Consider the following 21940-nt stretch of genomic DNA (forward strand, 5'->3'; position numbering starts at 1 on the left):
ACCCTACGACCCCCCGATCAGCCCAGGGCGGCCAGGAACCGGCCCGCCGCCTGGACGGCCGTACCGGACTGCCCCACATCGGTCAGCAGCACCGCGAAGGCCACATCGCCGCGGTAGCCGACGAACCACCCGTGTGAGTGGGTGCCGTCGCCGAACTGGGCGGTACCGGTCTTGCCGCGCACGTCGCCGTAAGGCTTGAGCGCGGTCGCCGTCCCGCTCGCCACGACCTCGGCCATCATGGCGCGCACCGACTCCAGCGTCGCGCTGGGCACCGGCTCGCCCGCGGCGTCGGACTTGGTCTCCACGCCGCGCACCAGCACCGGCTTGGGCACCGACCCCGACGCGACGCTCGCGGCGACCACGGCCATGCCGAACGGGCTGGCCACCACCTTGCCCTGGCCGAAGCCGTCCTCGGCGCGCTCGGTCTTGCCGGTCGCGGCGGGCACCGACCCGGTGATCGTGGTCACCCCCGGCACCACGAAGTCGACACCGAGACCGAGCCGCTTGGCCATCTGGGTCAGGTCGTCGGGCCCCATGGCCAGGGCGAGCTCGGCGAAGGTCGTGTTGCAGGAGAACGCGAACGCGCTGCGCAGCGGGATGACGCCCTTGTCGAACTTGCCGCTGTTGGGGATCTCGCGGCCGTCGATGACCGTCGTGCCGGGACAGCCGAGCGGGGTCTCCGCGGTGGCCTTGCCCGAGGAGATCGCCTCGGCCGCCGTCACGATCTTGAAGGTGGACCCGGGCGGGTAGCGGCCGGTGAGCGCCAGCGCGCCCTCCTTGTCCGCGGGGTCGTTCTGCGCCACGGCCAGCACCTCGCCGGTGGAGGGCTGGATCGCCACGATCATCGACGGCGTCGCCTCACCGGCGATCGCGGCCTGCGCCGCGTTCTGCGCCTTCCTGCTCAGCGCCAACTGCACCGCCTTGGCCGGTTCCGCCGCCTTCGCGAACAGCTCCTCCCCCTCGGAGCCCGCGCTGTCGACGGTGAGCACCCGCCACCCGGACTTGCCCTGCACCTGCTCCTCGACGACCTTGCGCACGTTCGGCAGCAGCGTCGGGGCGAACTTGCGGTCGACCGGCAGCAGCCGCGCCGACGAGGTGAACCGGACGCCCTGCAGCTCGTAGATCAGCGACCGGACCTTCTGGTAGTCCGCGTCGCGCAGCGCCACCACCTGGTAGGGCTGCCCGTTCGCCTTGGCCGCGCCGTCGAGGATGCTCTGCGCGGTGATCGAGGCGTCGATGCCCGACAGCGCCTTGGCCAACTCCCCCGCGATCGCGTTGGCGTCGCCCGCCTTCGCGGGCTCGAACAGCACCGAGACCACCCGCTCCGGTTGCAGCACCGGCTCGCCGTCGCGGTCGAGCACCGGCGCCAGCTGCGCGTCGGCGTCCTCCACGGCCAGGGTCTGCTGCGCGGCGAGCTTCGGGTGCAGCACCGTCGGCTCCCAGTGCACCTTCCACGCGTCGTCCTGCCTGCGCAGCTCGAAGGAAGACTCGTAGGTCCACAACCGGCCCCGGCCGAGGTCCCAGGTGAGCTGGTAGGTCGCCTTCGTGCTGCCCTCGGCGACGTCCACCCTGCTCACCTGCGCCATCACCGTGGACGGCTTGAGCGCGCCGCGCACCTTGTCCATCAGCGCCCGCGCCGACTCCGGGGAGTCGGTCTGACCGGCGGCCGTGGCGGTGTCACCGCCCGCGAACGCCGCGACGAACTGGTTCGCCGCGTCCTGCGGCTCCGGGTCGGAACCGAACAGGCCGCAGGCGGAGAGCGGGAGCACGGTCACCAGCGCCACGAGCAACGCGGCGGGGCGACGGAGTGAGGCACGCACGGCCGCAGTATGCCCAATCCGGCGGACCCGGCGGCGGGAACCATCCACAAGGCAGGCTCGGAAACAACGCAGCGGCGTTCAGAAGAGCACAGTCGCGTACTGCCCCACCTGCGCGAACCCGATCCGGTCGTACACGGCGCGGGCGGGCGCGTTGTAGCCGTTGACGTACAGGCTCGCGGTGCGACCCATGCCACTGACCAACCGCCGGACGACCGCGGCCGTCCCGGTCGCGCCCAGGCCGTGCCCGCGCCGGTCCGGGTGCACCCAGACGCCCTGGATCTGCCCGACCGAGCCGGACATCGCGCCGATCTCGGCCTTGAACACCACGTCGCCGCCCTCGAACCGGGCGAACGCGCGGCCCGCGGCGATCAACTCGGCCACCCTGGCCCGGTAGCCCGCGCCGCCGTCACCGATCCGGGGGTCGATGCCGACCTCCTCGATGAACATGCGCACCGCGGCGGGCAGGTAGCGGTCCAGCTCGTCCGGCCGCACCTGCCGCACCCCGGGATCGGGGGCGACCAGCGGCGCGGTGCTGATCGACATCAGCGGCTGGTCGGCGCGCACCTCACGCGCGGGACCCCACTCCGCCTCCAGCTCGGCCCACAGCCCGAGCACCTGCTCGGCGGGACCCACCATCGACGAGCACATCCGCCTGCGCCGCAACGCCCGGTCGGCGAAGGCGCGCAACGCGGACCGCTTGCCGCGCAACGGGATCAGGTTCGGACCGGCGAAGCACAGCGCCTCCAACCGCCCGGGGCCGCGCAGACCGCGCACGTCGCAGCCCCACATCTCGCCGCCGAGCCGCCACGGGTCGAGCCCGGCCGTCTCCACCCGCGCGGCGACCATGCAGGACGCGACCGGGTCGGCGGTGAGCACCGCGCGCACCGCCTGACCGTCCCGCTCATCGAGCAGTCGCGCTCCCGCTAGCCGCAACACCACTCAAGCGTGCCAGAAAGCGGCCGCGCGGGAAAACGCACGCACCCGCTCAGCCGACCGCGACGACGGTCGGCGCCCCGGCCTCGCCGTCCACCGGCTCGCCCATCTCCTCGGCCAGCCGCATGGCCTCCTCGATCAGCGTCTCCACGATTTGCGCCTCGGGCACGGTCTTGATCACCTGGCCGCGGACGAAGATCTGGCCCTTGCCGTTGCCGGAGGCCACCCCCAGGTCGGCCTCGCGGGCCTCGCCGGGTCCGTTGACGACACAGCCCATCACCGCGACCCGCAGCGGCACCGACATGCCCTCCAGACCGGCGGTGACCTGGTCGGCCAGCTTGTAGACGTCCACCTGCGCGCGACCGCACGACGGGCAGGACACGATCTCCAGCTTGCGCGGGCGCAGGTTCAGCGACTGCAGGATCTGCGCGCCGACCTTGACCTCCTCGACCGGCGGGGCCGAGAGCGACACCCGGATCGTGTCGCCGATGCCCTGGCGCAGCAGCGCGCCGAAGGCCACCGCGGACTTGATGGTGCCCTGGAACGCCGGACCGGCCTCGGTGACCCCGAGGTGCAGCGGGTAGTCGCACTGCTCGGCGAGCAGCTCGTAGGCGCGCACCATCACGACCGGGTCGTTGTGCTTGACCGAGATCTTGATGTCGTGGAAGTCGTGCTCGGCGAACAGCGACGCCTCCCACAGCGCCGACTCCGCCAGCGCCTCCGGGGTCGCCTTGCCGTACTTGGCCAGCAGCCTCGGGTCCAGCGAGCCCGCGTTGACGCCGATGCGGATCGGGGTGCCCCGGTCCCGCGCGGCGTGCGCGATCTCCTTGACCTGGTCGTCGAACTTGCGGATGTTGCCCGGGTTGACCCGGACCGCGGCGCAGCCGGCCTCGATCGCGGCGAAGACGTACTTGGGCTGGAAGTGGATGTCGGCGATGACCGGGATCTGCGACTTCGCCGCGATCGCGGCCAGCGCCTCGGCGTCGTCCTGCGACGGGCAGGCCACCCGGACGATGTCGCAGCCCGCCGCGGTCAGCTCCGCGATCTGCTGCAGGGTCGCGTTGACGTCCGCGGTGACCGTGGTGGTCATCGACTGCACGGAGATCGGGTGTTCGCTGCCCACCCCGACCGACCCCACCTGGAGCTGACGGGTCTTGCGGCGCTCCCCGAGCACCGGCGGTGGGGTGGCGGGCATGCCGAGCATCACGTCGGGCATGTGGACCTCTCTGCTGTCTTCACTGGTCTGGCACTGCGGTCATTGCAGCCGGATGGGGTTGACGATGTCGGCGGTGACGGTGAGCAGCACGATCGCGCCGCCGATGATGACCAGGACCATCGTCACCCCGGCCAGCCGGTTGTAGTCCACGGGACCCGCGGGGGCCTTGCCGCGCAGCTTGCGCAGGGCGTCGCGGACCCGTTCGTAGAGGCTGATGGCGATGTGGCCGCCGTCGAGGGGCAGCAGCGGCAGCAGGTTGAACACGCCGACGAAGAAGTTCAGCATCGCCAGCATCAGGACGAAGATCTCCCAGATGCCCTTCTCGGCGGCGTCCGCGCCGATGATGCTGGCGCCGACCACGCTGACCGGGCGCTCCGGGTCGTCCTCGCCGCCGATGGCCCTGATGACCGCCGGGATCTTCTCCGGGAAGCGCATCAGGCCCTCCCAGGTGGCGGCGAACATCTCGCCGGTGAACACCACCGCGCCGGTGAACCCGGACGCCGCGCCGTACTGGAAGTACGAGCCCCTGGAGACGCCGATCGCGCCGACGTCGGCGAGCTTGTTGTCGGTGCTGCCCGGCTTGGAGTCGAGCGCGACCCGCTGCACGGTGGCCACGTCGACGGAGAGGGTGCGCTGCTCGCCGTCGCGCTCGACCACGAACGTGTTCTGCCCGCTCAGGCCGCGGATCTTGCCGATCAGCTGGGTCCAGCTCTCGACCGGCTGCCCGTTGAGGCTGATGATCTCGTCACCGGCCTGGATGCCCGCGGCGGCCGCGGGCGAGACCGAGCCGGGGGCGCACTCGGCGTACTTGAGGGTCACCGGGTCCTGGCTGGGGGCGGCGCACGAGGTGGTGCCGACCAGCGCGCGGTCGGCGGTGTTGGGCAGGCCCATGGTGACGGCCATCAGGTACAGGATGATGAAACCGAGGAGGAAGTGCGTGATGGACCCGGCGGACAGCACCACGACGCGCTTCCAGGTGGCGTACCGCCACATCGCGCGCGGCGCCTCCTCCGGGGTCACCGGGTCGAGGGCGGTCATGCCCGCGATCTCGCAGAAACCACCCGCCGGGATGGCCTTGAGGCCGTACTCGGTCTCCCCCCTGCGGAAGGAGAACACGGTGGGGCCGAAACCGATGAAGTAGCGGCGGACCCGCATGCCGAACGCCTTGGCGGTGAGCATGTGCCCGGCCTCGTGCAACGCGACCGACAGGCAGATCCCCAGCGCGAACAGCACGAGCCCCAGCAGCCAAACGAACACGTGTCAGTCCCTTCCCGACCCCGCGGCGGCGCGCGGGGCAGCAGTCACCGCGAGCAGCTCTCGCGCGCGGGCGCGGGCCCAGTGCTCGGCGGCGAGCACCTCCTCGACCTCGCGCGGCGCGCCGTGCCAGGCGGTGGCGTCGTCGAGTACCCGACTCACAGTGTCCACGATCGCTGTGAAGGTGGTGTCGCCCCGCGTGAAGGCGGCGACGGCCTCCTCGTTCGCGGCGTTGAAGACCGCGGGCAGGCAGCCCCCGATCGCACCGGCGGCGCGGGCCAGCCGCACTGCCGGGAAGGTGTCGTCGTCGAGCGGCTCGAAGGTCCACTGGGCGGCGGTGGACCAGTCGCAGGCGCGCGCGGCGCCGGGCAGCCGGTCCGGCCAGGCCAGCGCCAGGCCGATCGGCAGCCGCATGTCCGGCGGGCTGGCCTGGGCCAGGGTGGAGCCGTCGGTGAAGGTGACCATGGAGTGCACGACCGACTGCGGGTGGACCACGACGTCGACCCGGTCGTATGGGATGCCGAAGAGCAGGTGCGCCTCGATCAGCTCCAGCGCCTTGTTCACCAGCGTGGCGGAGTTGATGGTGATGACCGGGCCCATCGACCAGGTCGGGTGCGCCATGGCCTGCTCGGCGGTGACGTCGGCCAGCTCCGCGCGGGTGCGGCCGCGGAACGGACCACCGGAGGCGGTGAGGACCAGCCGGTCGACCTCCTCGGCGCGGCCGCCGCGCAGGGCCTGGGCCATCGCGGAGTGCTCGGAGTCGACCGGGACGATCTGGCCGGGCCTGGCCGCGGCCAGCACCAGGTCGCCGCCCGCGACCAGGGACTCCTTGTTGGCCAGGGCCAGGGTGGCACCGGAGGCCAGCGCCTTGAGGGTCGGCGCGAGGCCCTGGGAGCCGGTGATCGCGTTGAGCACGATGTCGGCGGGCACGGCCTCGATCAGCTCGGTGACCGCGTCCGGTCCGGCGAAGATCCTGGGCAGCGCGAAGCCGCCCCGGTCGTAGCCCGCCTCCTGCGCCGCGGCGTAGAGCGCGAGCTGCAGGTCGGACGCGGCGGTCGCCCTGGTCACGGCCACCGCGGCGACCCGGTGGCGCAGGGCCTGGGCGGCCAGCAGCGCCGGGTCGGAGCCGCCCGCGGCGATCCCCGCGACGGTGAACCGGTCGGGGTTGGCCGCGACGAGGTCGAGCGCCTGGGTGCCGACCGACCCGGTCGACCCGAGCACGAGCAGTGAGCGCCGGGGACCGCCGGACGCGAAGGATGCAGTCATCACCGCCATTGTTCCCGATGACTGGACACGGACGGCAACCAGCACGGGGTGATGTCCTCCGATCGTGGTCACACCCACCCTGGGTAGAGATTAGGCCGAACGGCGCAATCCGAAAAAAGTTCCGCTCCGAAGGAGTGAACTTCGCGCGGGCCGGGCACTTCACCGGCAGCACGGAAAGATCGCCGGGAAAATGACCGGCGGTCATGTGGAAGGAGCTTCGATGGGCATTCTCGGCTGGATCGTCCTCGGTTTGGTCGCCGGACTCATCGCCAAGGCCATCATGCCTGGTAAGGACCCGGGCGGGATCATCATCACGATCCTCATCGGCATCGTCGGCGCCATTCTCGGCGGGTTCATCGGAAACGCGATCTTCGGTGGCGGGCTGGGCAATTTCTTCGACCTGCGCACCTGGCTGCTGTCGATTCTCGGCGCGATCATTCTCCTCGCGATCTACCGGGCGGTCACCGGTCGTGGCCGGGCCAGGGTGTAGCCGAGCGAGACCTGTCACACCCGAGGGCGCCGTGGTCACCACGGCGCCCTCGGGCTGTTCGGGGTGTGGGAGGATTCCCGCGTCAGCGCACTACGGGCCAGGAGGAACAGTGGCGAACACGGAGCTGGAGAAGCGGAAGACCACCGCGGCGGGCACCGTGACCCCCGCCGAGGAGCCGTCCGCGGAGTGGGGCTGGCACGGGTCGTTCCCCAAGGGGACGCTGATCGCCGGGGTGTTCACCGGGCTGGCGATGTTCTTCATGCTGATCGGCAACCACACCGGGCACACCGAGGACCTGTGGCTCGGCGGCATCGGCGTCGTGGTGCTCGCCGGGGTGGCGTGGAAGATCCACAAGAACCGGACGTCCTGGCGGCGCTAGCGTTCGGGGCAAACGAGCGGGCGGATTGGTGGTTACGCCACCGCCCAGCCAGTGGTCATCCGTTGCAGGTGTGCGCATAAGAGCAGTTGGCTGTGGGCCATGCGCCCCAACCACCTGGAGCCGTTCTGGCCCTCTCGGCGGCCGCGGCTGTACGACGAGGCATGTCCGGGGGCCGCGCGGGAGCACTGACCCGCGTGGCCGTGCCGTCCACACCATCCCGGACGGCCACCCCGGGATGGTCCACATCCGACGCACCCCCGGAGAGACCACCATGTCCGTCACGGACGAACTGCTCGCCAACAACGCCACCTACGCCGAGACCTTCACCGGCCCGCTGCCGCTGCCGCCCGCCAAGCAGGTCGCGGTCGTGGCCTGCATGGACGCCAGGATCAACGTCTACGGGGTCCTCGGCCTGGCCGAGGGCGACGCCCACGTGATCCGCAACGCCGGTGGCGTGGTCACCGAGGACGAGATCCGCTCCCTGGCCATCAGCCAGCGCCTGCTGGGCACCCAGGAGATCATCCTCATCCACCACACCGACTGCGGCATGCTCACCTTCTCCGACCAGGACTTCCGCGACGGCATCCGCGACGAGACCGGCATCCGCCCCGCCTGGTCCTCCGAGGCCTTCGGCGACCTCGACACCGACGTCCGCCAGTCCATCGCCCGCATCAGGTCCAGCCCCTTCATCCCCCGCACCGACTCCGTCCGCGGCTTCGTCTTCGACGTGGCGACGGGGAAGCTGCACGAGGTCAAGTAACCACCGCCGAGGGACGCGACCACCCGGTCGCGTCCCCGGCAGGCCTCAGAGGGCGAGGACCTTGCGCAAACCCGCGTCCACGTCCCGCATCAGGACCAGCGGAACGGCTCCCACCTGACCCGTGAGGTCGCTCTTGTTCAGCGTCACCAACGCTGTCACGTTGACCACCGAGTCCCGCGGCAACGCTGTGGCCGAGGCGGGCAGGAACACGTTCCCGGGTGCTGCCGCCAGGTTCGTGTTCGACGTGAGAACTGCAACGAGGACAGTCGCCAAGCGGCTCGTGTTGTAGGGATCGGCCTGGATGACGAGCACCGGGCGCCGCTTGGCGGGACGGGAGCCATCGGGCTCACCGAGTTCGGCCCAGTGGATGCCGCCCCGTTCGATCACCACTCGTCGTCAGCCTGGGCGAGGACACCCCGACCCGCGGTGACAGCCGCGGCACCGGAGTCGTCGTCGGCACCGATGACGTCGAGGGCGGCGTTGATGTCGTTGGTCAGGGACTCCTGCTCCAGGTGACTCAGGTAGTACTGAGCCGCGCGGACGTAGAACTCCGACCTCGTGACACCGAGGCACTTCGCACCCCGGTCCACCTGCGCGAACGTCTCATCCGGTACGGAGATCGCGGTTTTCACAAGCCGAGTATAACCGGGTATTACATCCGCTTCAAGCGGGTCAGCCCTCGGCGGCGAGTTGGCCGCAGGCGGCGGCGATTTCCTGGCCTCGGGTGTCTCGGACGGTGCACTCGACGCCTTGGGACTTGACCCGGCGGACGAACTCGCGCTCCACCGGCTTCGGGGAGGCGTCCCACTTGGAGCCCGGGGTGGGGTTGAGGGGGATGACGTTCACGTGGACCAGCTGGCCGAGGTACCTGCGCAGGAGCTTGCCGAGCATGTCCGCGCGCCACGGGTGGTCGTTGATGTCGCGGATGAGGGCGTACTCGATCGACACCCGGCGCCCGGTCTTGTCGGCGTAGCCGCGGGCCGCCTCCAGGACCTCGGCGACCTTCCAGCGGTTGTTCACCGGGACGAGGGTGTCGCGCAGTTCGTCGTCCGGGGTGTGCAGTGAGACCGCGAGGCGGACCTGCATGCCCTCCTCGGTCAGCTTCCGGATCGCGGGCACCAGGCCCACCGTCGACACCGTCACCGAGCGCTGGGAGATGCCGAAGCCGCCGGGCGCGGGGTCGCAGATGCGGTGGACGGCGGCGAGCACCCGGGTGAAGTTCGCCAGCGGCTCGCCCATGCCCATGAAGACGATGTTGGACAGCCGACCGGGGCCGCCGGGCAGGACGCCGTCGCGCATGGCGGCGGCGCCGAGGCGGACCTGTTCGACGATCTCGGCGGTGGAGAGGTTGCGCTGCAGGCCGCCCTGGCCGGTGGCGCAGAACGGGCAGGCCATGCCGCAGCCCGCCTGGCTGGAGATGCACAGCGTGGCGCGGTCGGGGTAGCGCATGAGGACGCTCTCGATGAGCGTGCCGTCGTGCGCCTTGAGCAGCGCCTTGCGGGTGTTGCCGTCGTCGCAGGTCACCGCGCGCAGTTCGGTGAACAGCGGCGGGAGCAGGGAGTCGGCGAGGCGGTCGCGGGTGGCGGCGGGGATGTCGGTCATCGCCGCGCGGTCGGCGGTCAGCCTGGCGAAGTAGTGCGTGGAGAGCTGGTTGGCGCGGAACGGCTGCTCGCCGAGCTCGGCCACCGCCTCGCGGCGCTGCTGCGCGGTGAGGTCGGCGAGGTGCCTGGGCGGCAGGCCGCGCTTGGGTGCGTCGAAGACGAGCGGGAGTGAGGTCATGGCGACCCCAGTGTCCCACGTCCGCTAGCGGCAGTTGGGCGCGGCGTCGGCGGCGTCGGTCAGCCGCGGTGGCAGCGTGGCGGCCTGCATCAGCTTCAGCGCCCGCTCGAGCCCACCGAGCGCGGTGGTGAGCCGCTGCGCGGCGGCGGAGAAGGCCTCGGCGGTGAGCGGCTCGACCGCGCGGACGTCGTCACGGGCCACCGCGATGGACCTGCGGGACTCGGTGAACGCGTCGGTGAGCTGCCGGATCAGCGGGTCGACCTCGCGGGCCGGGGCCGGGCGCAGCGCGCGCAGGTCGGCCAGCACCGCGTCGAGCACGCCGATGAGGCGGCCGGTGAGGTCGAGGAACTGCTTCTTGAGCACCGCCGGGTCACCCGAGGTCATCGGCTCCTGCGCCGTCTCCCCCGCGGTGACCATCAGCTTCCCCATGCCGCAGAACCGGTTCATCCACCTGGCCTCCGGGCTGTCCGCGGCGACCGACGTGGTCGGGGCGAGCTCCGCGGCGACCGGCACCCCGGTGACGGGGGTGGCGCACGCGGACAGGGCGATCAGGCATCCGAGGAGCAGCAGTCGCACACGTCGATCATGGCACAGAAATTGGTCGTTGCATCGCGACATGTTCCGATATATCGTTGAGCTATCGCGAGCGACCGGCTCGCGACCACCACCCCAGGGGAGAGAAGAATGCGCACCACCCACGAACACGACCACCAGCACCGGCGCGGACCATGGCGCCGACACCCGTTCCGCGGCCGACCCGACTTCGGCGCGGACCTCGGACCGGAGGATGAGATGACCCCGCCCTTCCCGCCGCTGCCCCCGTTCCCGCCCGGCGCCCCGTTCGGCGGCTTCGGCCGGGGTCACGGGTTCGGCCACGGCAGGGGCCACGGGCGCGGCAGGGGCAGGCGGGGCGACGTGCGCGCCGCGCTGCTCGCGCTGCTCACCGAACGGCCGATGCACGGCTACGAGATGATCAGGGAGATCGCCGAGCGCAGCGGCGGGTTCTGGAAGCCCAGCCCCGGCTCGGTCTACCCGACCCTGCAACTGCTGGCCGACGAGGGCCTGGTCGCCGCGACCGAGGGCGACGGCGGCAAGCGGATGTTCCAGCTCACCGAGGAGGGGACCGCCGCGGCGGCCAAGCTCGACACCCCGCCGTGGGAGCAGGTCGCCGCCGGTGTCGACCGCACCGAGGTCTCCCTGCGCGAGGCGCTGGGCCAGCTCGCCGCCGCCGCGATGACCGTCTCGCAGGCCGCGAGCTCCAGCCAGAAGACCCGCGCGGCGGACATCCTCAACAACGCCCGCCGCGAGCTCTACGCCCTCCTCGGCGAGGACACCCCCGCCGAGGAAGACGCCGAGTAGTCGCTTATCCGAACGACACGACCCACTGGTCGAGCCGCCCTACGTCACCGCGGGTCAGGTCGGTGATCCGCAACGTCCACGAGCCGTTGCGGTCGCCACCTGCCGGTGACACCGAGTAGATCCGGCGGACAGTGCCAGAGCCGTCGTTCCCGCCGACCTGCTCCAGCTCGTACACCCGGCCGAACGGGTCGACCAGGTCGATCTTCAGGTCGCCGACGTCCGGGTGGTCGAGGTAGACGCGGACGCGACCGGGGGCACCGGTGGGCGGGCAACCACCCACCTGGATCGTCGAGGTCACCGTCGTGCCGTTGTCGGGGATCGCCACGTCGTTGGTGTTCGCGCCACCGCGACAGGTGGGGACCTCGGGATCCATGGGGTAGGCCACGTTGGCCATCTGGTTCGGGCTGCCGTCCCCGGGAACCCGGACGGCGCCCCCCACCGCTGCCCTGCTCAGCGCGTCACGCACATCGGACGGCATCGCGAACTGGTTGCGTGCGATGTAACCGGCAACGATCCCGGCCACGTGCGCGGTAGCCATAGAAGTACCGGACATCCTCACCTCCTGGCCATTGCGCCCGAGTGAGGGGATGTCACCACCCGGCGCGAAGAAGTCGACACACCTGCCGTAGTTCGACGACGGCAACCGCGTGTCCGCGCGGTCGACCGCCGCCACCGTGATCGCCTCGGCCACCTGGCCGGGGCCGGACCCGCAGGCGTCCGCACCGTCGTTGCCCGCGGCGACCACGGTGGTGAACTCGGCGTCGACCAGGCGCCGCACCGCCTCGGCACCCACCCCGGCCTGGTCCATGGTCAAACCCAGGGACACCACGCCGGGGAGGGTGCCGTTGCGGGTGACCCACTCGACCGCGTCGAGCACGTGCGAGTCGCGGCCGAGACCGTCGCACCCGAGTACCCGCAACGCGACAAGAGCGGTCTCCTTGGCCACACCGTGGGTCTTGCCGCCCACGGTGCCCGACACGTGTGTGCCGTGACCGTTGCAGTCGACCCCCGAGCCGCCGAGGAAGTCGGCGCCGACGCGGGCACGGGCACCGAACTCGGCTTGGTTGGGGGTGATCCCCGAGTCGATGAGGTAGACAGTGGCCCCGGCACCACCGCGGGAGGTGAAGGGGCGGTTGTCCAAGGGCAACTGGCGTTGGTCGATCCGGTCCAAGCCCCAGGGGACAACGGACTGGGCCGCGCGGGTGGTGCCGTCCTGGTAGACGGTGCGCACCCACGGGTCCGCGGCAAGCCTGGTCGCTTGGGTCGCGCTGAGCCCACGCACCGCGTAGCCATAGAGACTGCTGCGGTAGTAGGACTGCGGTACACCGCCGTAGCGGCGGGACAGCGCCGTGGCCGTGTGCTCAGGTGAGGCTGTCGAAGGCGCCAGCACGACGATGTAAGAGCCTGGGATTGGCTTGGCTGCGGCGACTACGGGACCTAGTGCCGCTTGTGCCACGACGGTGCCACTCAGCGGTATGGCGACAAGACATAAGAGGAGAAGACATCGGAACAGGGGGCGCATCTGCTCTCCAACCGGTATGGGCACGGCGCGGGCAGGGTGCCCCGACGTGCAGGAGAGACGATGTCGTGCACCGGGGGGTGTGAACAATCGCGTGGGAAAGATCCAGGGTCCTGATCTTTCCCGCCTCAGCCGACGATCAGCCCGCGGGGCTTGCGGCGGACAAGGACCCGGTAGCCGACGGTGAACTCCAGGCCCGGGGTGTCGGCGATCGCACGGGCGGCAACGGGGGCGGAGAACTCGATGCGCAGCACCGATTCCAGGGTCTCCCGGTCGGGGAAGCACCAGCGGGTCGTGACCCGGTGGCGATCGAAACCGGAGATCTCGAAGAACCGGTCGACCTCGGTCGCGTCGTAGCCGGGAAGATCGGCGCGCATCCAGCGGCCGTAGGGCGGGCGGGCGGCGTCGAGGTCGACGACCACCAGCGCGCCGCCCGGGCGCAGCACGCGGTCGGCCTCGCGCAGGCCCGGCTCGCATCCCGGACCGAAGAAGTAGGCCGTCCTGGCGTGCACGACATCGGCGCAGGCGTCCACCACGGGGATGTCCTGGGCGGAGCCGAGCACCACCGTCACCCCGGGAACACCGTCGACCCTGGCGTTCGCGCGCTCGACCAGCGGCGGGTGCGGCTCGACGCCGAGCACCGTCCGCGCGCGCTCGGCGAAGCGCGGCAGGTGGAAACCGTCGCCGCAGCCCACGTCGACCACGTCGCCGGTCCAGTCCGCGAGGCCGTCGAGCAGCGCCCACACCGCGCCATCGGCGTCCTGGGCGCGGTTCTCCGCCTCGTACACCGCGGGCCAGTGCCAGATGTTCGGGCTGGGCAGCACCTGGACCGAACGCAGCGAGGTGGTCAGCCGCTCGCGCGCCCGCGCCACCAACCCCCTGCCCGCCAGGCCCATGCGGCAAGGAAAGCACATCCGCTGCCCCGCGTGCCGCCTGGTCAAACGCGGAGAAGATCACCACCCGGCGGTGGCTGACGAAGCCACCCGATCGGGTTAGTGTCCAGGGGACGCGGGAGGAGGTCGCCATGATGCCAACCGACGCGATCAGCGCCCTTGAGGAAGTGCCGGACGGTACCCCGGGCAGGCCCTGCTGGGTCGAGGTCGCCACTCCTGACCCGGCCGCCAGCAGTGAGTTCTACCGAGGTCTGTTCGGTTGGACCTACCGCGTCGGCGACGACGGCTATGTGATGGCCTATATGGACGACATCTCCGTCGCGGGCCTCTACACACCCCAAGGCGGACAACCCAGCCTCTGGACGTTGTACCTGACGATCCACGACACGGGTAACACCGCCGAGCGCGTTCTCCACCTAGGCGGGCAGGTTCTTACCGCGCCTAGGGAGATCCCGGGCCAGGGTGGGCTTCTCATCGCCGCCGACCCCAGCGGTGGTCCGATCGGTTTCTGGCGCCAGGACCACGGTTGGGACCTGGGCACCGGGTTCCCCGGCGCGTTCACCTGGGCCGAGCTCAACACCTGGGACGGCGCCGCCGCGGACGAGTTCTACCGCTCGTTGTTCGGTTTCGAGCAGACCCAGATCGGCGACGGCGAGACCTTCGACTACACCAGCTGGCGCCTCAACGGCGACGAACTGCTCGGCAGGCTCAAGATGGGCCCGGAGTTCCCGGCGGAGCAGCGGCCGTACTGGATGGTCTACTTCGAGGTAGACCCAGAGGTCGGCACCGACGCTACCGCCGCGCTCGCGGCCAGGTTGGGCGGTCGGATCACCGTGCCACCGTTCGATTCGCCGTACGGGCGCGCGGCGGTGCTGAGAGATGTCACCGGCGCGGAGTTCACCGTGCTCGACCGCTCGTTGGCGCTGACCGTGATCCCCGAGGACGAGATCGGCGCAGAAGTCGACGACCCCTACGACGATTAGTGTCACTCCCTCCCGCCACCCGCCCCCACGTCCCCGCCCGGCATCGTTCCCGACTTGGGTGCGGAAGGACCGTCAGCTGCGGAGGGACCGTCAGCTGGGGATGAACAGGCGCAGGAGCAGCCAGGACACGACGGCCGAGGGCAGCAGCGAGTCCATCCGGTCCATCAGGCCGCCGTGGCCGGGCAGCAGCGTGCCCATGTCCTTGACGCCCAGGTCCCGCTTGATGACCGACTCGACCAGATCACCCAGGGTCGCGGTCGCCACCAGCGCGGCGCCGAACACCACGCCCTGCCACCACTGGCCCTCGAGCATCAGGGTGACCGTGAGCGCCCCCGCGACGACACCGGCGACCAGCGACCCGGCGAAGCCCTCCCAGGACTTCTTCGGGCTGATCGTCGGCGCCATCGGGTGCTTGCCGAACAGCACACCGGCGATGTAGCCGCCGGTGTCGGAGCTGACCACCAGGATCAGGAAGCACAGCACCCGGTAGGTGCCGTCCGCGGGCAGGACGAGCATCGCCGCGAACGACGCGAACAGGGGCACGTACGCGGCGGTGAACACCGACGCCGACGCGTCCCGCAGGTACCCGGTCACGCCACCGCGCAGCCGCCACAGCAGGCACGCCAGGATCGTCACCACGAACGCCGCGAGCACCCCGTCGCGCCCGAACGGCCAGGACAGCCACACCATGGCCTGCCCGCCGAGCAGCACCGGCCACACCGCGACCCCGACCCCGGCGCCCCGGCGCAGCGCACCGGCCAGCTCCCAGGTCGCCACCGCGACCGCGACGGCCACCACCGCCACGAAGGTGTGCCGCACCGTCAACAACGAGGTCAGGATGACCGCGCCGAGCGCCACCCCGACCCCGATGGCGGCGGGCAGGTCACGCCCGGCGCGGGGAGTCCGCGCCTGCGCCGGGCCACCCGCGCCCTCGGCGCTCACCCGCCGGTCCCCGACCGAGTCATGCTCCAGCTCCCCAACGGGTCCGGCCACCATCGCGATCCCTCTGCCGTGCCGTGGAGGTCAGACCTCCAGCAGCTCGGTCTCCTTGTGCTTGACCAGCTCGTCGACCTGGTGGACGTACTTGTCGGTCAGGTTCTGCAGCTCCTTCTCCGCCCGGGCCACGTCGTCCTCGCCGGACTCGCCGTCCTTGACCAGGCGGTCGAGCTCCTCCTTGGCCTTGCGGCGCACGCTGCGGATGGAGATCTTGGCGTCCTCGCCCTTGGTCTTGGCGACCTTGACCATCTCCCGGCGGCGCTCCTCCGAGAGCTGCGGGATGACCACCCGGATGACCGTGCCGTCGTTGCTGGGGTTGACGCCCAGGTCCGAGTCGCGGATGGCCTTCTCGATGGTGTTGAGCGAGCTCACGTCGTAGGGCTTGATCACCGCGAGCCGGGGCTCCGGGATGGCGACGCTGGCGAGCTGGTTGAGGGGGGTGTACGAGCCGTAGTACTCGGCGGTGATCCGGGAAAACATCGAGGGCGACGCCCGGCCGGTGCGGACCGCACCGAGGTCGTCCTTGGCCACCGACACCGCTTTTTCCATCTTTTCCTCGGCGTCGAGGAGTGTCTCGTCGATCAAGGGGGCTCCTTGTCCATCTCCCGGCGAACCGGCTACGGCGGGGTCACGCGGTCGGCGTACTGACCAGCGTGCCGATCCTCTCACCACGCACTGCGCGGGCGATGTTCCCCTCCGTCAGGAGGTTGAACACGATGATCGGCATGTTGTTGTCCATGCACAGGCTGAACGCGGTCGCGTCGGCCACCTTCAGGTCGCGCTCGAGGACCTCGCGGTGGGTGATGTCGGTGAACATCTTCGCGTCCGGGGTGGTCTTCGGGTCGGCGTCGTAGACACCGTCGACCGCCTTGGCCATCAGCACCACGTCGCAGCCGATCTCCAGCGCGCGCTGGGCGGCCGCGGTGTCGGTGGAGAAGTAGGGCATGCCCACCCCGCAGCCGAAGATGACCACGCGGCCCTTCTCCAGGTGCCGCTCGGCTCGGCGCGGGATGTAGGGCTCGGCCACCTGGCCCATGGTGATCGCGGTCTGCACCCTGGTGTCGATGCCCTCCTTCTCCAGGAAGTCCTGGAGCGCGAGGCAGTTCATCACGGTGCCGAGCATCGCCATGTAGTCGGCCCGGTCGCGGTCCATGCCGCGCTGGCTGAGCTCGGCGCCGCGGAAGAAGTTGCCGCCACCGATCACGATCGAGGTCTGCACGCCGCCCCGCACCACGTCGGCGACCTGCCTGGCCACGGTCAGCACCACGTCGGGGTCGACGCCGATGCGGCCGCCGCCGAACATCTCGCCGCCGAGCTTGAGCAGCACGCGGCGGAAACTGCCGTTCTGAGTCACGTAGACCCCTCCTCGTGACTATGCCCCGCCCTCGGGGATCCGAGGGCGGGGCACAACCCTAATCACTCCAGGTGCCGCGGGCGGGTCAGGACTGGCCGACCTCGAACCGGGCGAACCGGGTCACGGTGACGCCCGCCTCGTCCAGCAGCGCCTTCACGGTCTTCTTCGAGTCGAACACCGAGGACTGCTCCAGGAGCACGACGTCCTTGTAGAAGCCGTTGACGCGACCCTCGACGATCCTGGGCAGCGCCGCTTCCGGCTTGCCCTCCTCGCGGGCGGTCTCCTCGGCGATGCGCTTCTCGTTGGCGACGACATCGGCCGGGACCTGGTCACGGGTGACGTAGGCGGGCTTCATCGCCGCGATCTGCTGGGCGGTCTGCTTGGCCACTTCCTCGCCACCGCCGCTGTACTCGACCAGCACGCCGACCGCCGGGGGCAGGTCGGAGGAGCGCCGGTGCAGGTAGGTGCTGACGGTGCCGGTGAAGTTCACCGCGCGGCGCAGCTCCAGCTTCTCGCCGATCTTGGCGGAGAGGGCCTGGACGGCCTCCTCCACGGTGCCCCCGTCGAGCGGGGCCGACTTGAGGGCGTCGACGTCGGTGGCGCCGGAGGACTTCGCAGCGGCGACGACCTTGTCGGCCAGCTCCTGGAACTCCTCGTTCTTGGCCACGAAGTCGGTCTCGCAGTTCAGCTCGACCAGCACGCCTGCGTCAGCGGCCACCAGGCCCTGCGCGGTGGCGCGCTCGGCGCGCTTGCCGACATCCTTGGCGCCCTTGATGCGCAGGATCTCGATGGCCTTCTCGAAGTCGCCGTCGGTCTCGGTGAGCGCCTTCTTGCAGTCCATCATCCCGGCGCCGGTCAGGTCCCGGAGCCTCTTGACGTCGGCCGCGGTGAAGTTCGACATCGTGCGTTTTCCGTCCTTCTTCGGGTACGCGCGTGGGTGGAGCCCCGGCGGGCGAGCGGCACCCGCCGGGGTGTGCTGATCAGGACTCGGCCGGTGCCTCGGCGGCGGGGGCCTCGGTGGCCTCCGCGACCGCGGTGGCGGCCTGCTCACCGTCGGCGGCGGCGGTCTCGGCACCAGCCAGCAGCTCCTGCTCCCACTCGGCCAGCGGCTCGGCGGCGGCCTCGGGCTTGTCGGAGCCGTTGCGCGCGCCGGAGCGGGCGATCAGACCGGCGGCGGCGGCCTCGGCGACGACCTTGGTCAGCAGCGCGGCGGAGCGGATCGCGTCGTCGTTGCCCGGGATCGGGTAGTCGACCTCGTCCGGGTCGCAGTTGGTGTCGAGGATCGCCACGATCGGGATGTGCAGCTTGCGCGCCTCGCCGACGGCGATGTGCTCCTTCTTGGTGTCCACGATCCAGATGGCGGAGGGGACCTTCGCCATGTCGCGGATACCGCCGAGGGTGCGGTCGAGCTTGTCCTTCTCACGGGTGAGCATCAGGATCTCCTTCTTGGTGAGACCCTGGAACCCGCCCGTCTGCTCCATCGCCTCGAGCTCCTTGAGGCGCTGCAGGCGCTTGTGGACGGTCGAGAAGTTGGTGAGCATGCCGCCCAGCCAGCGCTGGTTCACGAACGGCATCCCGACGCGCTTGGCCTCGTTGGCGATGGCCTCCTGCGCCTGCTTCTTCGTGCCGACGAACAGGATCGACCCACCGTGCGCGACGGTCTCCTTGACGAACTCGTACGCGCTGTCGATGTAGGTCAGCGTCTGCCGCAGGTCGATGATGTAGATACCGTTGCGGTCGGTCAGGATGTAGCGCTTCATCTTCGGGTTCCAGCGGCGGGTCTGGTGCCCGAAGTGCACGCCGGAATCCAGCAACTGCTTCATGGTGACGACGGCCATGGCCGGTTACGCACCTCTTCGTTCGGGCGCGCCCGGCTGGTTGGGCCGAACACGCGGTCGCGGTTGTCGCTGCGGACCCGGTGGGTCCACTGCCCTGGTGCCGTGCGGACGCCCGGACTCGGTGGTGAAAGCGACACCATCGAGACCGCCGGGCGTCGTTGACCGCGTTGCCCGGGGGAAACGCGGACGCGCACTGGCACGCGAAGTCGCCCAGTGGTGACCACAGGACGCGGGGAAAGTGTACGCCCGGGGCGGGCGGGTGTCGGACTCGGATCGCTCCCATCCCCATCACCCCGAATTGTCCCCAGGCCAGAACGGGACATGGCGTTGGCACGCCATCCGGCCGCATGGTGGCTACATGCACTCTTACCTGCGGAAACTCGTCTCGCCGATCCTCTGCGTGCTGCTGTTGCCGTTCGCCTGGGTCGACCCTGTCGTCGCGGCGCAGGCCCCGTTGTTCTCGCTGCCCCTGGTACCGGCGCGGCCGGTGTCCCGGCCGTTCACGGCACCCGCGCACCCGTACGGGGCCGGGCACCGGGGGGTCGACTTACCCGGCGCCGTGGGCGAGCCGGTCCACGCGGCCGCCGACGGCGTGGTGGTGTTCGCGGGGGTCGTCGTGGACCGGTCGGTGGTGTCGATCCAGCACCGCGGCGGACTGCGGACGACTTACGAACCGGTGGTGCCGGAGGTCGCGGGCGGGACGCGGGTGCGTCGGGGGGACGTCCTCGGGCGGCTCGGCGCGGGGCATCCCGGGTGCGCGGTGGCGGCTTGCCTGCATTGGGGGCTGCGGCGTGGGCGGGAGTACCTGGACCCGATGGTGGCGGTGCACCGACCTCGGGTCCGACTGCTTCCCCTCGACTAGTAGTGCGTTTCGGCTGGCCTTGAAGGGTTGTCGCGGTCCGCCAGGTCCGAGTTCACAAGATCCACGGAAGGGAGGTGGTCAGGCGTCGGCGGTTTCCATCAGCTTGGCGCGCAGGCGCAGGACGGCCCTGGTGTGCAGCTGGCAGACGCGGGACTCGGTGACGCCGAGGACGCGGCCGATCTCGGCGAGGGTGAGGTTCTCGAAGTAGTAGAGGGTCACCACCACCCGGTCGCGTTCGACCAGCAGGCCGATGGCCTCGGCGAGCTGGCGGCGGTTGTCCTGATCGACCAGCAGGGCGACCGGGTCCTCGGCCGCCTCGTCCTCCAGCACGTCGGCGAGGGAGTTGATGCCCCGGCCCGCGGCGGCCAGTTCGTCGAGCGCGACGACGCTGGTCAGCTGGAGCTGGGCGTAGACGTCGCGCAGCTCGCCGACCGAGAGGCCGAGTTCGTCGGCGAGCTCGGTGTCGTTGGGGGTGCGCTGCAGCTTGGCGCCGAGCCGCTCGATGCCGCGCTCGACCTCGCGCGCCCGGCCGCGGACGGTCCTGGGCACCCAGTCCTGGGCGCGCAGGTCGTCGAGGATGGCGCCGCGGATGCGCTGCATGGCGTAGGTCTCGAACTTCAGGCCGCGCTCGGGCTCGAACTTCTCGATGGCGTCGACCAGGCCGAAGATGCCGGACTGGATGAGGTCGGAGACGTCGACGTGGGCGGGCAGGCCGGTGCCGACCCGGCCCGCGACGTACTTGACCAGCGGGGCGTAGTGCAGCACGAGCCGGTCGCGCAGGAGCTGCTCGCGGGCCTCGCCGAAGCGGCGCCAGAGCGCGACGATGCCCGCCTCGACGTCGTCGGCGGTGCGGTGGTCGCCGGGCAGCACCCCGGATGACTGGCCCTGGCCGTACGGGGCGGCGGGGGTGCTCACCTGGTCCGCCGGTCCAGCGGACCCGCCTGCCCGCGATGGCCGCGCCGATGCCCGGGCGCCATTCCCGCGGTCATCGGGAACGGGGGTGGGTACGGTCATGGATCGCCTTCAGCCGTTCGACTGTCACGTGGGTGTAGAGCTGCGTCGTTGAGAGCGTAGCGTGACCGAGTAACTCCTGGACGCTACGAAGGTCAGCACCTCCTTCGAGCAGGTGTGTCGCCGCTGAGTGACGAAGGCCGTGCGGGCTCAGGCCCGCGGTACCCGGGACGGCAGTCGTCACACCCTGCACGATACGCCGTACGGCCGTCGGGTGGAGCCGTCCGCCGCGAGTTCCCAGCAACAGTGCCGGCGGGGAATCGGCTCGGACAAGTGACGGACGGCCCTGGTCGAGCCAGGTCGTCACCGCCGAGGCGGCAGGCGCCCCGAACGGGACGACGCGTTCCCGGTTGCCCTTGCCGAGCACCCGCGCGACCCGGGACCCCAGATCGAGGTCGGTCACGTCGAGTCCGCACAGCTCGGACACCCGGACCCCGGTCGCGTACAGCAGCTCGACCACCGCGTGATCACGCAAAGCAACCGGGTCGAGCTCCCGCGCCCCGGCAGCCGAGACCTGCATGACCTCGCTCGCCTGCTCCTGCCGCAACACCGAGGGCAACTTCCGCTGCCGCCGCGGCGCCACCAACCGAGCCCCCGCGTCCGCCCCCAGATACCCCTCACGGTGCGCCCAGGCCGTGAACCCCCGAGCCCCAGCCGCCCGCCGCGCCAACGTGGTCCGCCCCACCCCCGCGTCCCGCTGCGCCGCCAACCACGCCCGCAGCCCCGGCAACTCCACCTCGACCTCATCAAGCCCGACATCGAGCCCGACCCCGGCGCCCCCACGGCCTCCGGCACGGCTTTCCCGCCCGGCTGCCGCTTCGCGCCGGACCCCGTCGCCATCAAGATCGACGGCAACGCGGTCGACCTCGGTGCTGTCGCCGCGCCCGGCGGCGCCAACGACATCACCCTTGAGCGCGGCGTCACCGCCGTGTCCAGCGCTGGCGTCGCGACCGACCGCGCCCACCGACTCGGCGGTGCGGCCTGCTGGGCGTTCACCGCGCCCAACCTCGGCGTCGGTGCCCTGCCCAGCCACGCCACTACCCGCCCCGACGCCGTCGGACCCGCCCGTGCCGCTGCCGCGACGGGCGGCGTCGGCACGACTGGCGGCGTCGGCAGGCTCACCCATGGCCTCGTCGGGCGCCGTGGCGGACGTGCCGTCGGGGCGGGGCGGGGCGGGGGGTGTGCGGGTTACGGGCACGTCGTCGTCCAACGTGGGGTGGGGTCGGTC

The 21940-nt window shown here is 71.0% G+C and carries 24 protein-coding genes; 6 read left to right on the plus strand and 18 right to left on the minus strand.

Annotated features, from left to right (window positions below):
• Positions 1-17: 17 nt before the first annotated feature.
• The 5 genes from BMY07_RS09075 to dxr form a co-directional block, all read right to left on the minus strand.
• Complete coding sequence (locus BMY07_RS09075; RefSeq protein WP_092776478.1) at positions 18-1820, minus strand: penicillin-binding transpeptidase domain-containing protein; 1803 nt, start codon at positions 1818-1820, stop codon at positions 18-20.
• 78 nt (positions 1821-1898) lie between these two features.
• Positions 1899-2756 carry a GNAT family N-acetyltransferase gene (locus BMY07_RS09080; RefSeq protein WP_092776481.1) on the minus strand — a complete coding sequence of 286 codons (858 nt, stop codon included), beginning with the start codon at positions 2754-2756 and terminating at the stop codon, positions 1899-1901.
• 49 nt (positions 2757-2805) lie between these two features.
• Positions 2806-3969, minus strand: a complete 1164-nt coding sequence (ispG, locus tag BMY07_RS09085) for a flavodoxin-dependent (E)-4-hydroxy-3-methylbut-2-enyl-diphosphate synthase (RefSeq protein WP_092776484.1) — start codon at positions 3967-3969, stop codon at positions 2806-2808.
• A gap of 39 nt (positions 3970-4008) precedes the next feature.
• Positions 4009-5226 carry a M50 family metallopeptidase gene (locus tag BMY07_RS09090; protein WP_092776487.1) on the minus strand — a complete coding sequence of 406 codons (1218 nt, stop codon included), beginning with the start codon at positions 5224-5226 and terminating at the stop codon, positions 4009-4011.
• Positions 5227-5229: 3 nt separating this feature from the next.
• Complete coding sequence (dxr, locus tag BMY07_RS09095; protein ID WP_092776490.1) at positions 5230-6498, minus strand: 1-deoxy-D-xylulose-5-phosphate reductoisomerase; 1269 nt, start codon at positions 6496-6498, stop codon at positions 5230-5232.
• A 211-nt stretch (positions 6499-6709) separates the two neighbouring features.
• On the opposite strand from dxr, the gene BMY07_RS09100 reads away from it, so the two are divergent.
• The 3 genes from BMY07_RS09100 to BMY07_RS09110 all read left to right on the plus strand — a co-directional run bounded on the left by BMY07_RS09100 (position 6710) and on the right by BMY07_RS09110 (position 8118).
• Positions 6710-6979, plus strand: a complete 270-nt coding sequence (locus tag BMY07_RS09100) for a GlsB/YeaQ/YmgE family stress response membrane protein (protein WP_092776493.1) — start codon at positions 6710-6712, stop codon at positions 6977-6979.
• 109 nt (positions 6980-7088) lie between these two features.
• Positions 7089-7358 (plus strand): DUF2631 domain-containing protein, encoded by a 270-nt coding sequence (locus tag BMY07_RS09105; protein ID WP_092776496.1) that lies wholly within the window; start codon positions 7089-7091, stop codon positions 7356-7358.
• 271 nt (positions 7359-7629) lie between these two features.
• Positions 7630-8118 (plus strand): beta-class carbonic anhydrase, encoded by a 489-nt coding sequence (locus BMY07_RS09110; RefSeq protein ID WP_092777280.1) that lies wholly within the window; start codon positions 7630-7632, stop codon positions 8116-8118.
• A gap of 45 nt (positions 8119-8163) precedes the next feature.
• Here BMY07_RS09110 and BMY07_RS09115 read toward each other — a convergent pair whose 3' ends face one another.
• Genes BMY07_RS09115 through BMY07_RS09130 form a run of 4 tightly spaced genes read right to left on the minus strand, consistent with a single transcriptional unit; the run spans position 8164 to position 10473 of the window.
• Complete coding sequence (locus BMY07_RS09115) at positions 8164-8508, minus strand: type II toxin-antitoxin system PemK/MazF family toxin (protein WP_092776499.1); 345 nt, start codon at positions 8506-8508, stop codon at positions 8164-8166.
• A complete protein-coding gene (locus BMY07_RS09120) occupies positions 8502-8750 on the minus strand; it encodes a CopG family transcriptional regulator (RefSeq protein WP_092776502.1) in 249 nt (82 codons plus the stop codon). Before BMY07_RS09120 ends, BMY07_RS09115 begins: the two co-directional genes overlap by 7 nt.
• Positions 8751-8790: 40 nt before the next feature.
• The gene (gene rlmN / locus BMY07_RS09125; protein ID WP_092776505.1) at positions 8791-9897 is read right to left on the minus strand and encodes a dual-specificity RNA methyltransferase RlmN; all 1107 of its coding nucleotides are present in this window, start codon (positions 9895-9897) and stop codon (positions 8791-8793) included.
• A gap of 24 nt (positions 9898-9921) precedes the next feature.
• Positions 9922-10473: a hypothetical protein gene (locus BMY07_RS09130; RefSeq protein ID WP_092776508.1), complete on the minus strand. Its 552-nt coding sequence runs from the start codon at positions 10471-10473 to the stop codon at positions 9922-9924.
• 108 nt (positions 10474-10581) lie between these two features.
• Between BMY07_RS09130 and BMY07_RS09135 the strand changes: the two genes are divergently transcribed.
• On the plus strand, positions 10582-11256 hold the full coding sequence (locus BMY07_RS09135) for a PadR family transcriptional regulator (protein ID WP_092776511.1): 675 nt from the start codon (positions 10582-10584) through the stop codon (positions 11254-11256).
• A gap of 4 nt (positions 11257-11260) precedes the next feature.
• Here BMY07_RS09135 and BMY07_RS09140 read toward each other — a convergent pair whose 3' ends face one another.
• Both BMY07_RS09140 and BMY07_RS09145 read right to left on the minus strand, forming a co-directional pair.
• Positions 11261-12646, minus strand: coding sequence for a S8 family serine peptidase (locus BMY07_RS09140; RefSeq protein WP_177215505.1), 1386 nt, complete (start codon positions 12644-12646; stop codon positions 11261-11263).
• A 257-nt stretch (positions 12647-12903) separates the two neighbouring features.
• Positions 12904-13671: a class I SAM-dependent methyltransferase gene (locus BMY07_RS09145; protein WP_092776517.1), complete on the minus strand. Its 768-nt coding sequence runs from the start codon at positions 13669-13671 to the stop codon at positions 12904-12906.
• A 128-nt stretch (positions 13672-13799) separates the two neighbouring features.
• Between BMY07_RS09145 and BMY07_RS09150 the strand changes: the two genes are divergently transcribed.
• Complete coding sequence (locus tag BMY07_RS09150) at positions 13800-14651, plus strand: VOC family protein (RefSeq protein ID WP_245782290.1); 852 nt, start codon at positions 13800-13802, stop codon at positions 14649-14651.
• A gap of 90 nt (positions 14652-14741) precedes the next feature.
• Here the strand turns inward: BMY07_RS09150 and BMY07_RS09155 are convergent, their stop codons facing one another.
• The 5 genes from BMY07_RS09155 to rpsB form a co-directional block, all read right to left on the minus strand.
• Positions 14742-15593: a phosphatidate cytidylyltransferase gene (locus BMY07_RS09155; protein ID WP_092777284.1), complete on the minus strand. Its 852-nt coding sequence runs from the start codon at positions 15591-15593 to the stop codon at positions 14742-14744.
• 81 nt (positions 15594-15674) lie between these two features.
• Positions 15675-16232, minus strand: a complete 558-nt coding sequence (gene frr, locus BMY07_RS09160) for a ribosome recycling factor (protein ID WP_092776521.1) — start codon at positions 16230-16232, stop codon at positions 15675-15677.
• A gap of 43 nt (positions 16233-16275) precedes the next feature.
• Complete coding sequence (gene pyrH, locus BMY07_RS09165; RefSeq protein WP_092776524.1) at positions 16276-17001, minus strand: UMP kinase; 726 nt, start codon at positions 16999-17001, stop codon at positions 16276-16278.
• Positions 17002-17086: 85 nt separating this feature from the next.
• Positions 17087-17902, minus strand: a complete 816-nt coding sequence (gene tsf, locus BMY07_RS09170; RefSeq protein WP_092776526.1) for a translation elongation factor Ts — start codon at positions 17900-17902, stop codon at positions 17087-17089.
• A gap of 79 nt (positions 17903-17981) precedes the next feature.
• Positions 17982-18839, minus strand: coding sequence for a 30S ribosomal protein S2 (rpsB, locus tag BMY07_RS09175; RefSeq protein WP_092776528.1), 858 nt, complete (start codon positions 18837-18839; stop codon positions 17982-17984).
• A 358-nt stretch (positions 18840-19197) separates the two neighbouring features.
• On the opposite strand from rpsB, the gene BMY07_RS09180 reads away from it, so the two are divergent.
• Positions 19198-19701: a M23 family metallopeptidase gene (locus BMY07_RS09180; protein ID WP_092776530.1), complete on the plus strand. Its 504-nt coding sequence runs from the start codon at positions 19198-19200 to the stop codon at positions 19699-19701.
• A 78-nt stretch (positions 19702-19779) separates the two neighbouring features.
• Here the strand turns inward: BMY07_RS09180 and BMY07_RS09185 are convergent, their stop codons facing one another.
• Both BMY07_RS09185 and BMY07_RS35290 read right to left on the minus strand, forming a co-directional pair.
• Positions 19780-20616: a FliA/WhiG family RNA polymerase sigma factor gene (locus BMY07_RS09185; protein ID WP_092776532.1), complete on the minus strand. Its 837-nt coding sequence runs from the start codon at positions 20614-20616 to the stop codon at positions 19780-19782.
• A gap of 70 nt (positions 20617-20686) precedes the next feature.
• The gene (locus tag BMY07_RS35290) at positions 20687-21745 is read right to left on the minus strand and encodes a tyrosine recombinase XerC (protein WP_425426262.1); all 1059 of its coding nucleotides are present in this window, start codon (positions 21743-21745) and stop codon (positions 20687-20689) included.
• Between the last annotated feature and the right edge of the window lie 195 nt (positions 21746-21940).

Origin of the sequence: Actinokineospora terrae (assembly GCF_900111175.1) — a bacterium.
Classification (GTDB): domain Bacteria; phylum Actinomycetota; class Actinomycetes; order Mycobacteriales; family Pseudonocardiaceae; genus Actinokineospora; species Actinokineospora terrae.

Excerpts from the sequence above, each read along its gene's own strand:
- ispG (WP_092776484.1), bottom strand. The coding sequence starts at position 3,969 with ATGCCCGACGTGATGCTCGGCATGCCCGCCACCCCACCGCCGGTGCTC.
- dxr (WP_092776490.1), bottom strand. The coding sequence starts at position 6,498 with ATGGCGGTGATGACTGCATCCTTCGCGTCCGGCGGTCCCCGGCGCTCA.
- BMY07_RS09100 (WP_092776493.1), top strand. The coding sequence starts at position 6,710 with ATGGGCATTCTCGGCTGGATCGTCCTCGGTTTGGTCGCCGGACTCATC.
- BMY07_RS09110 (WP_092777280.1), top strand. The coding sequence starts at position 7,630 with ATGTCCGTCACGGACGAACTGCTCGCCAACAACGCCACCTACGCCGAG.
- rlmN (WP_092776505.1), bottom strand. The coding sequence starts at position 9,897 with ATGACCTCACTCCCGCTCGTCTTCGACGCACCCAAGCGCGGCCTGCCG.
- BMY07_RS09135 (WP_092776511.1), top strand. The coding sequence starts at position 10,582 with ATGCGCACCACCCACGAACACGACCACCAGCACCGGCGCGGACCATGG.
- BMY07_RS09145 (WP_092776517.1), bottom strand. The coding sequence starts at position 13,671 with ATGGGCCTGGCGGGCAGGGGGTTGGTGGCGCGGGCGCGCGAGCGGCTG.
- BMY07_RS09150 (WP_245782290.1), top strand. The coding sequence starts at position 13,800 with ATGATGCCAACCGACGCGATCAGCGCCCTTGAGGAAGTGCCGGACGGT.
- tsf (WP_092776526.1), bottom strand. The coding sequence starts at position 17,902 with ATGTCGAACTTCACCGCGGCCGACGTCAAGAGGCTCCGGGACCTGACC.
- rpsB (WP_092776528.1), bottom strand. The coding sequence starts at position 18,839 with ATGGCCGTCGTCACCATGAAGCAGTTGCTGGATTCCGGCGTGCACTTC.
- BMY07_RS09180 (WP_092776530.1), top strand. The coding sequence starts at position 19,198 with ATGCACTCTTACCTGCGGAAACTCGTCTCGCCGATCCTCTGCGTGCTG.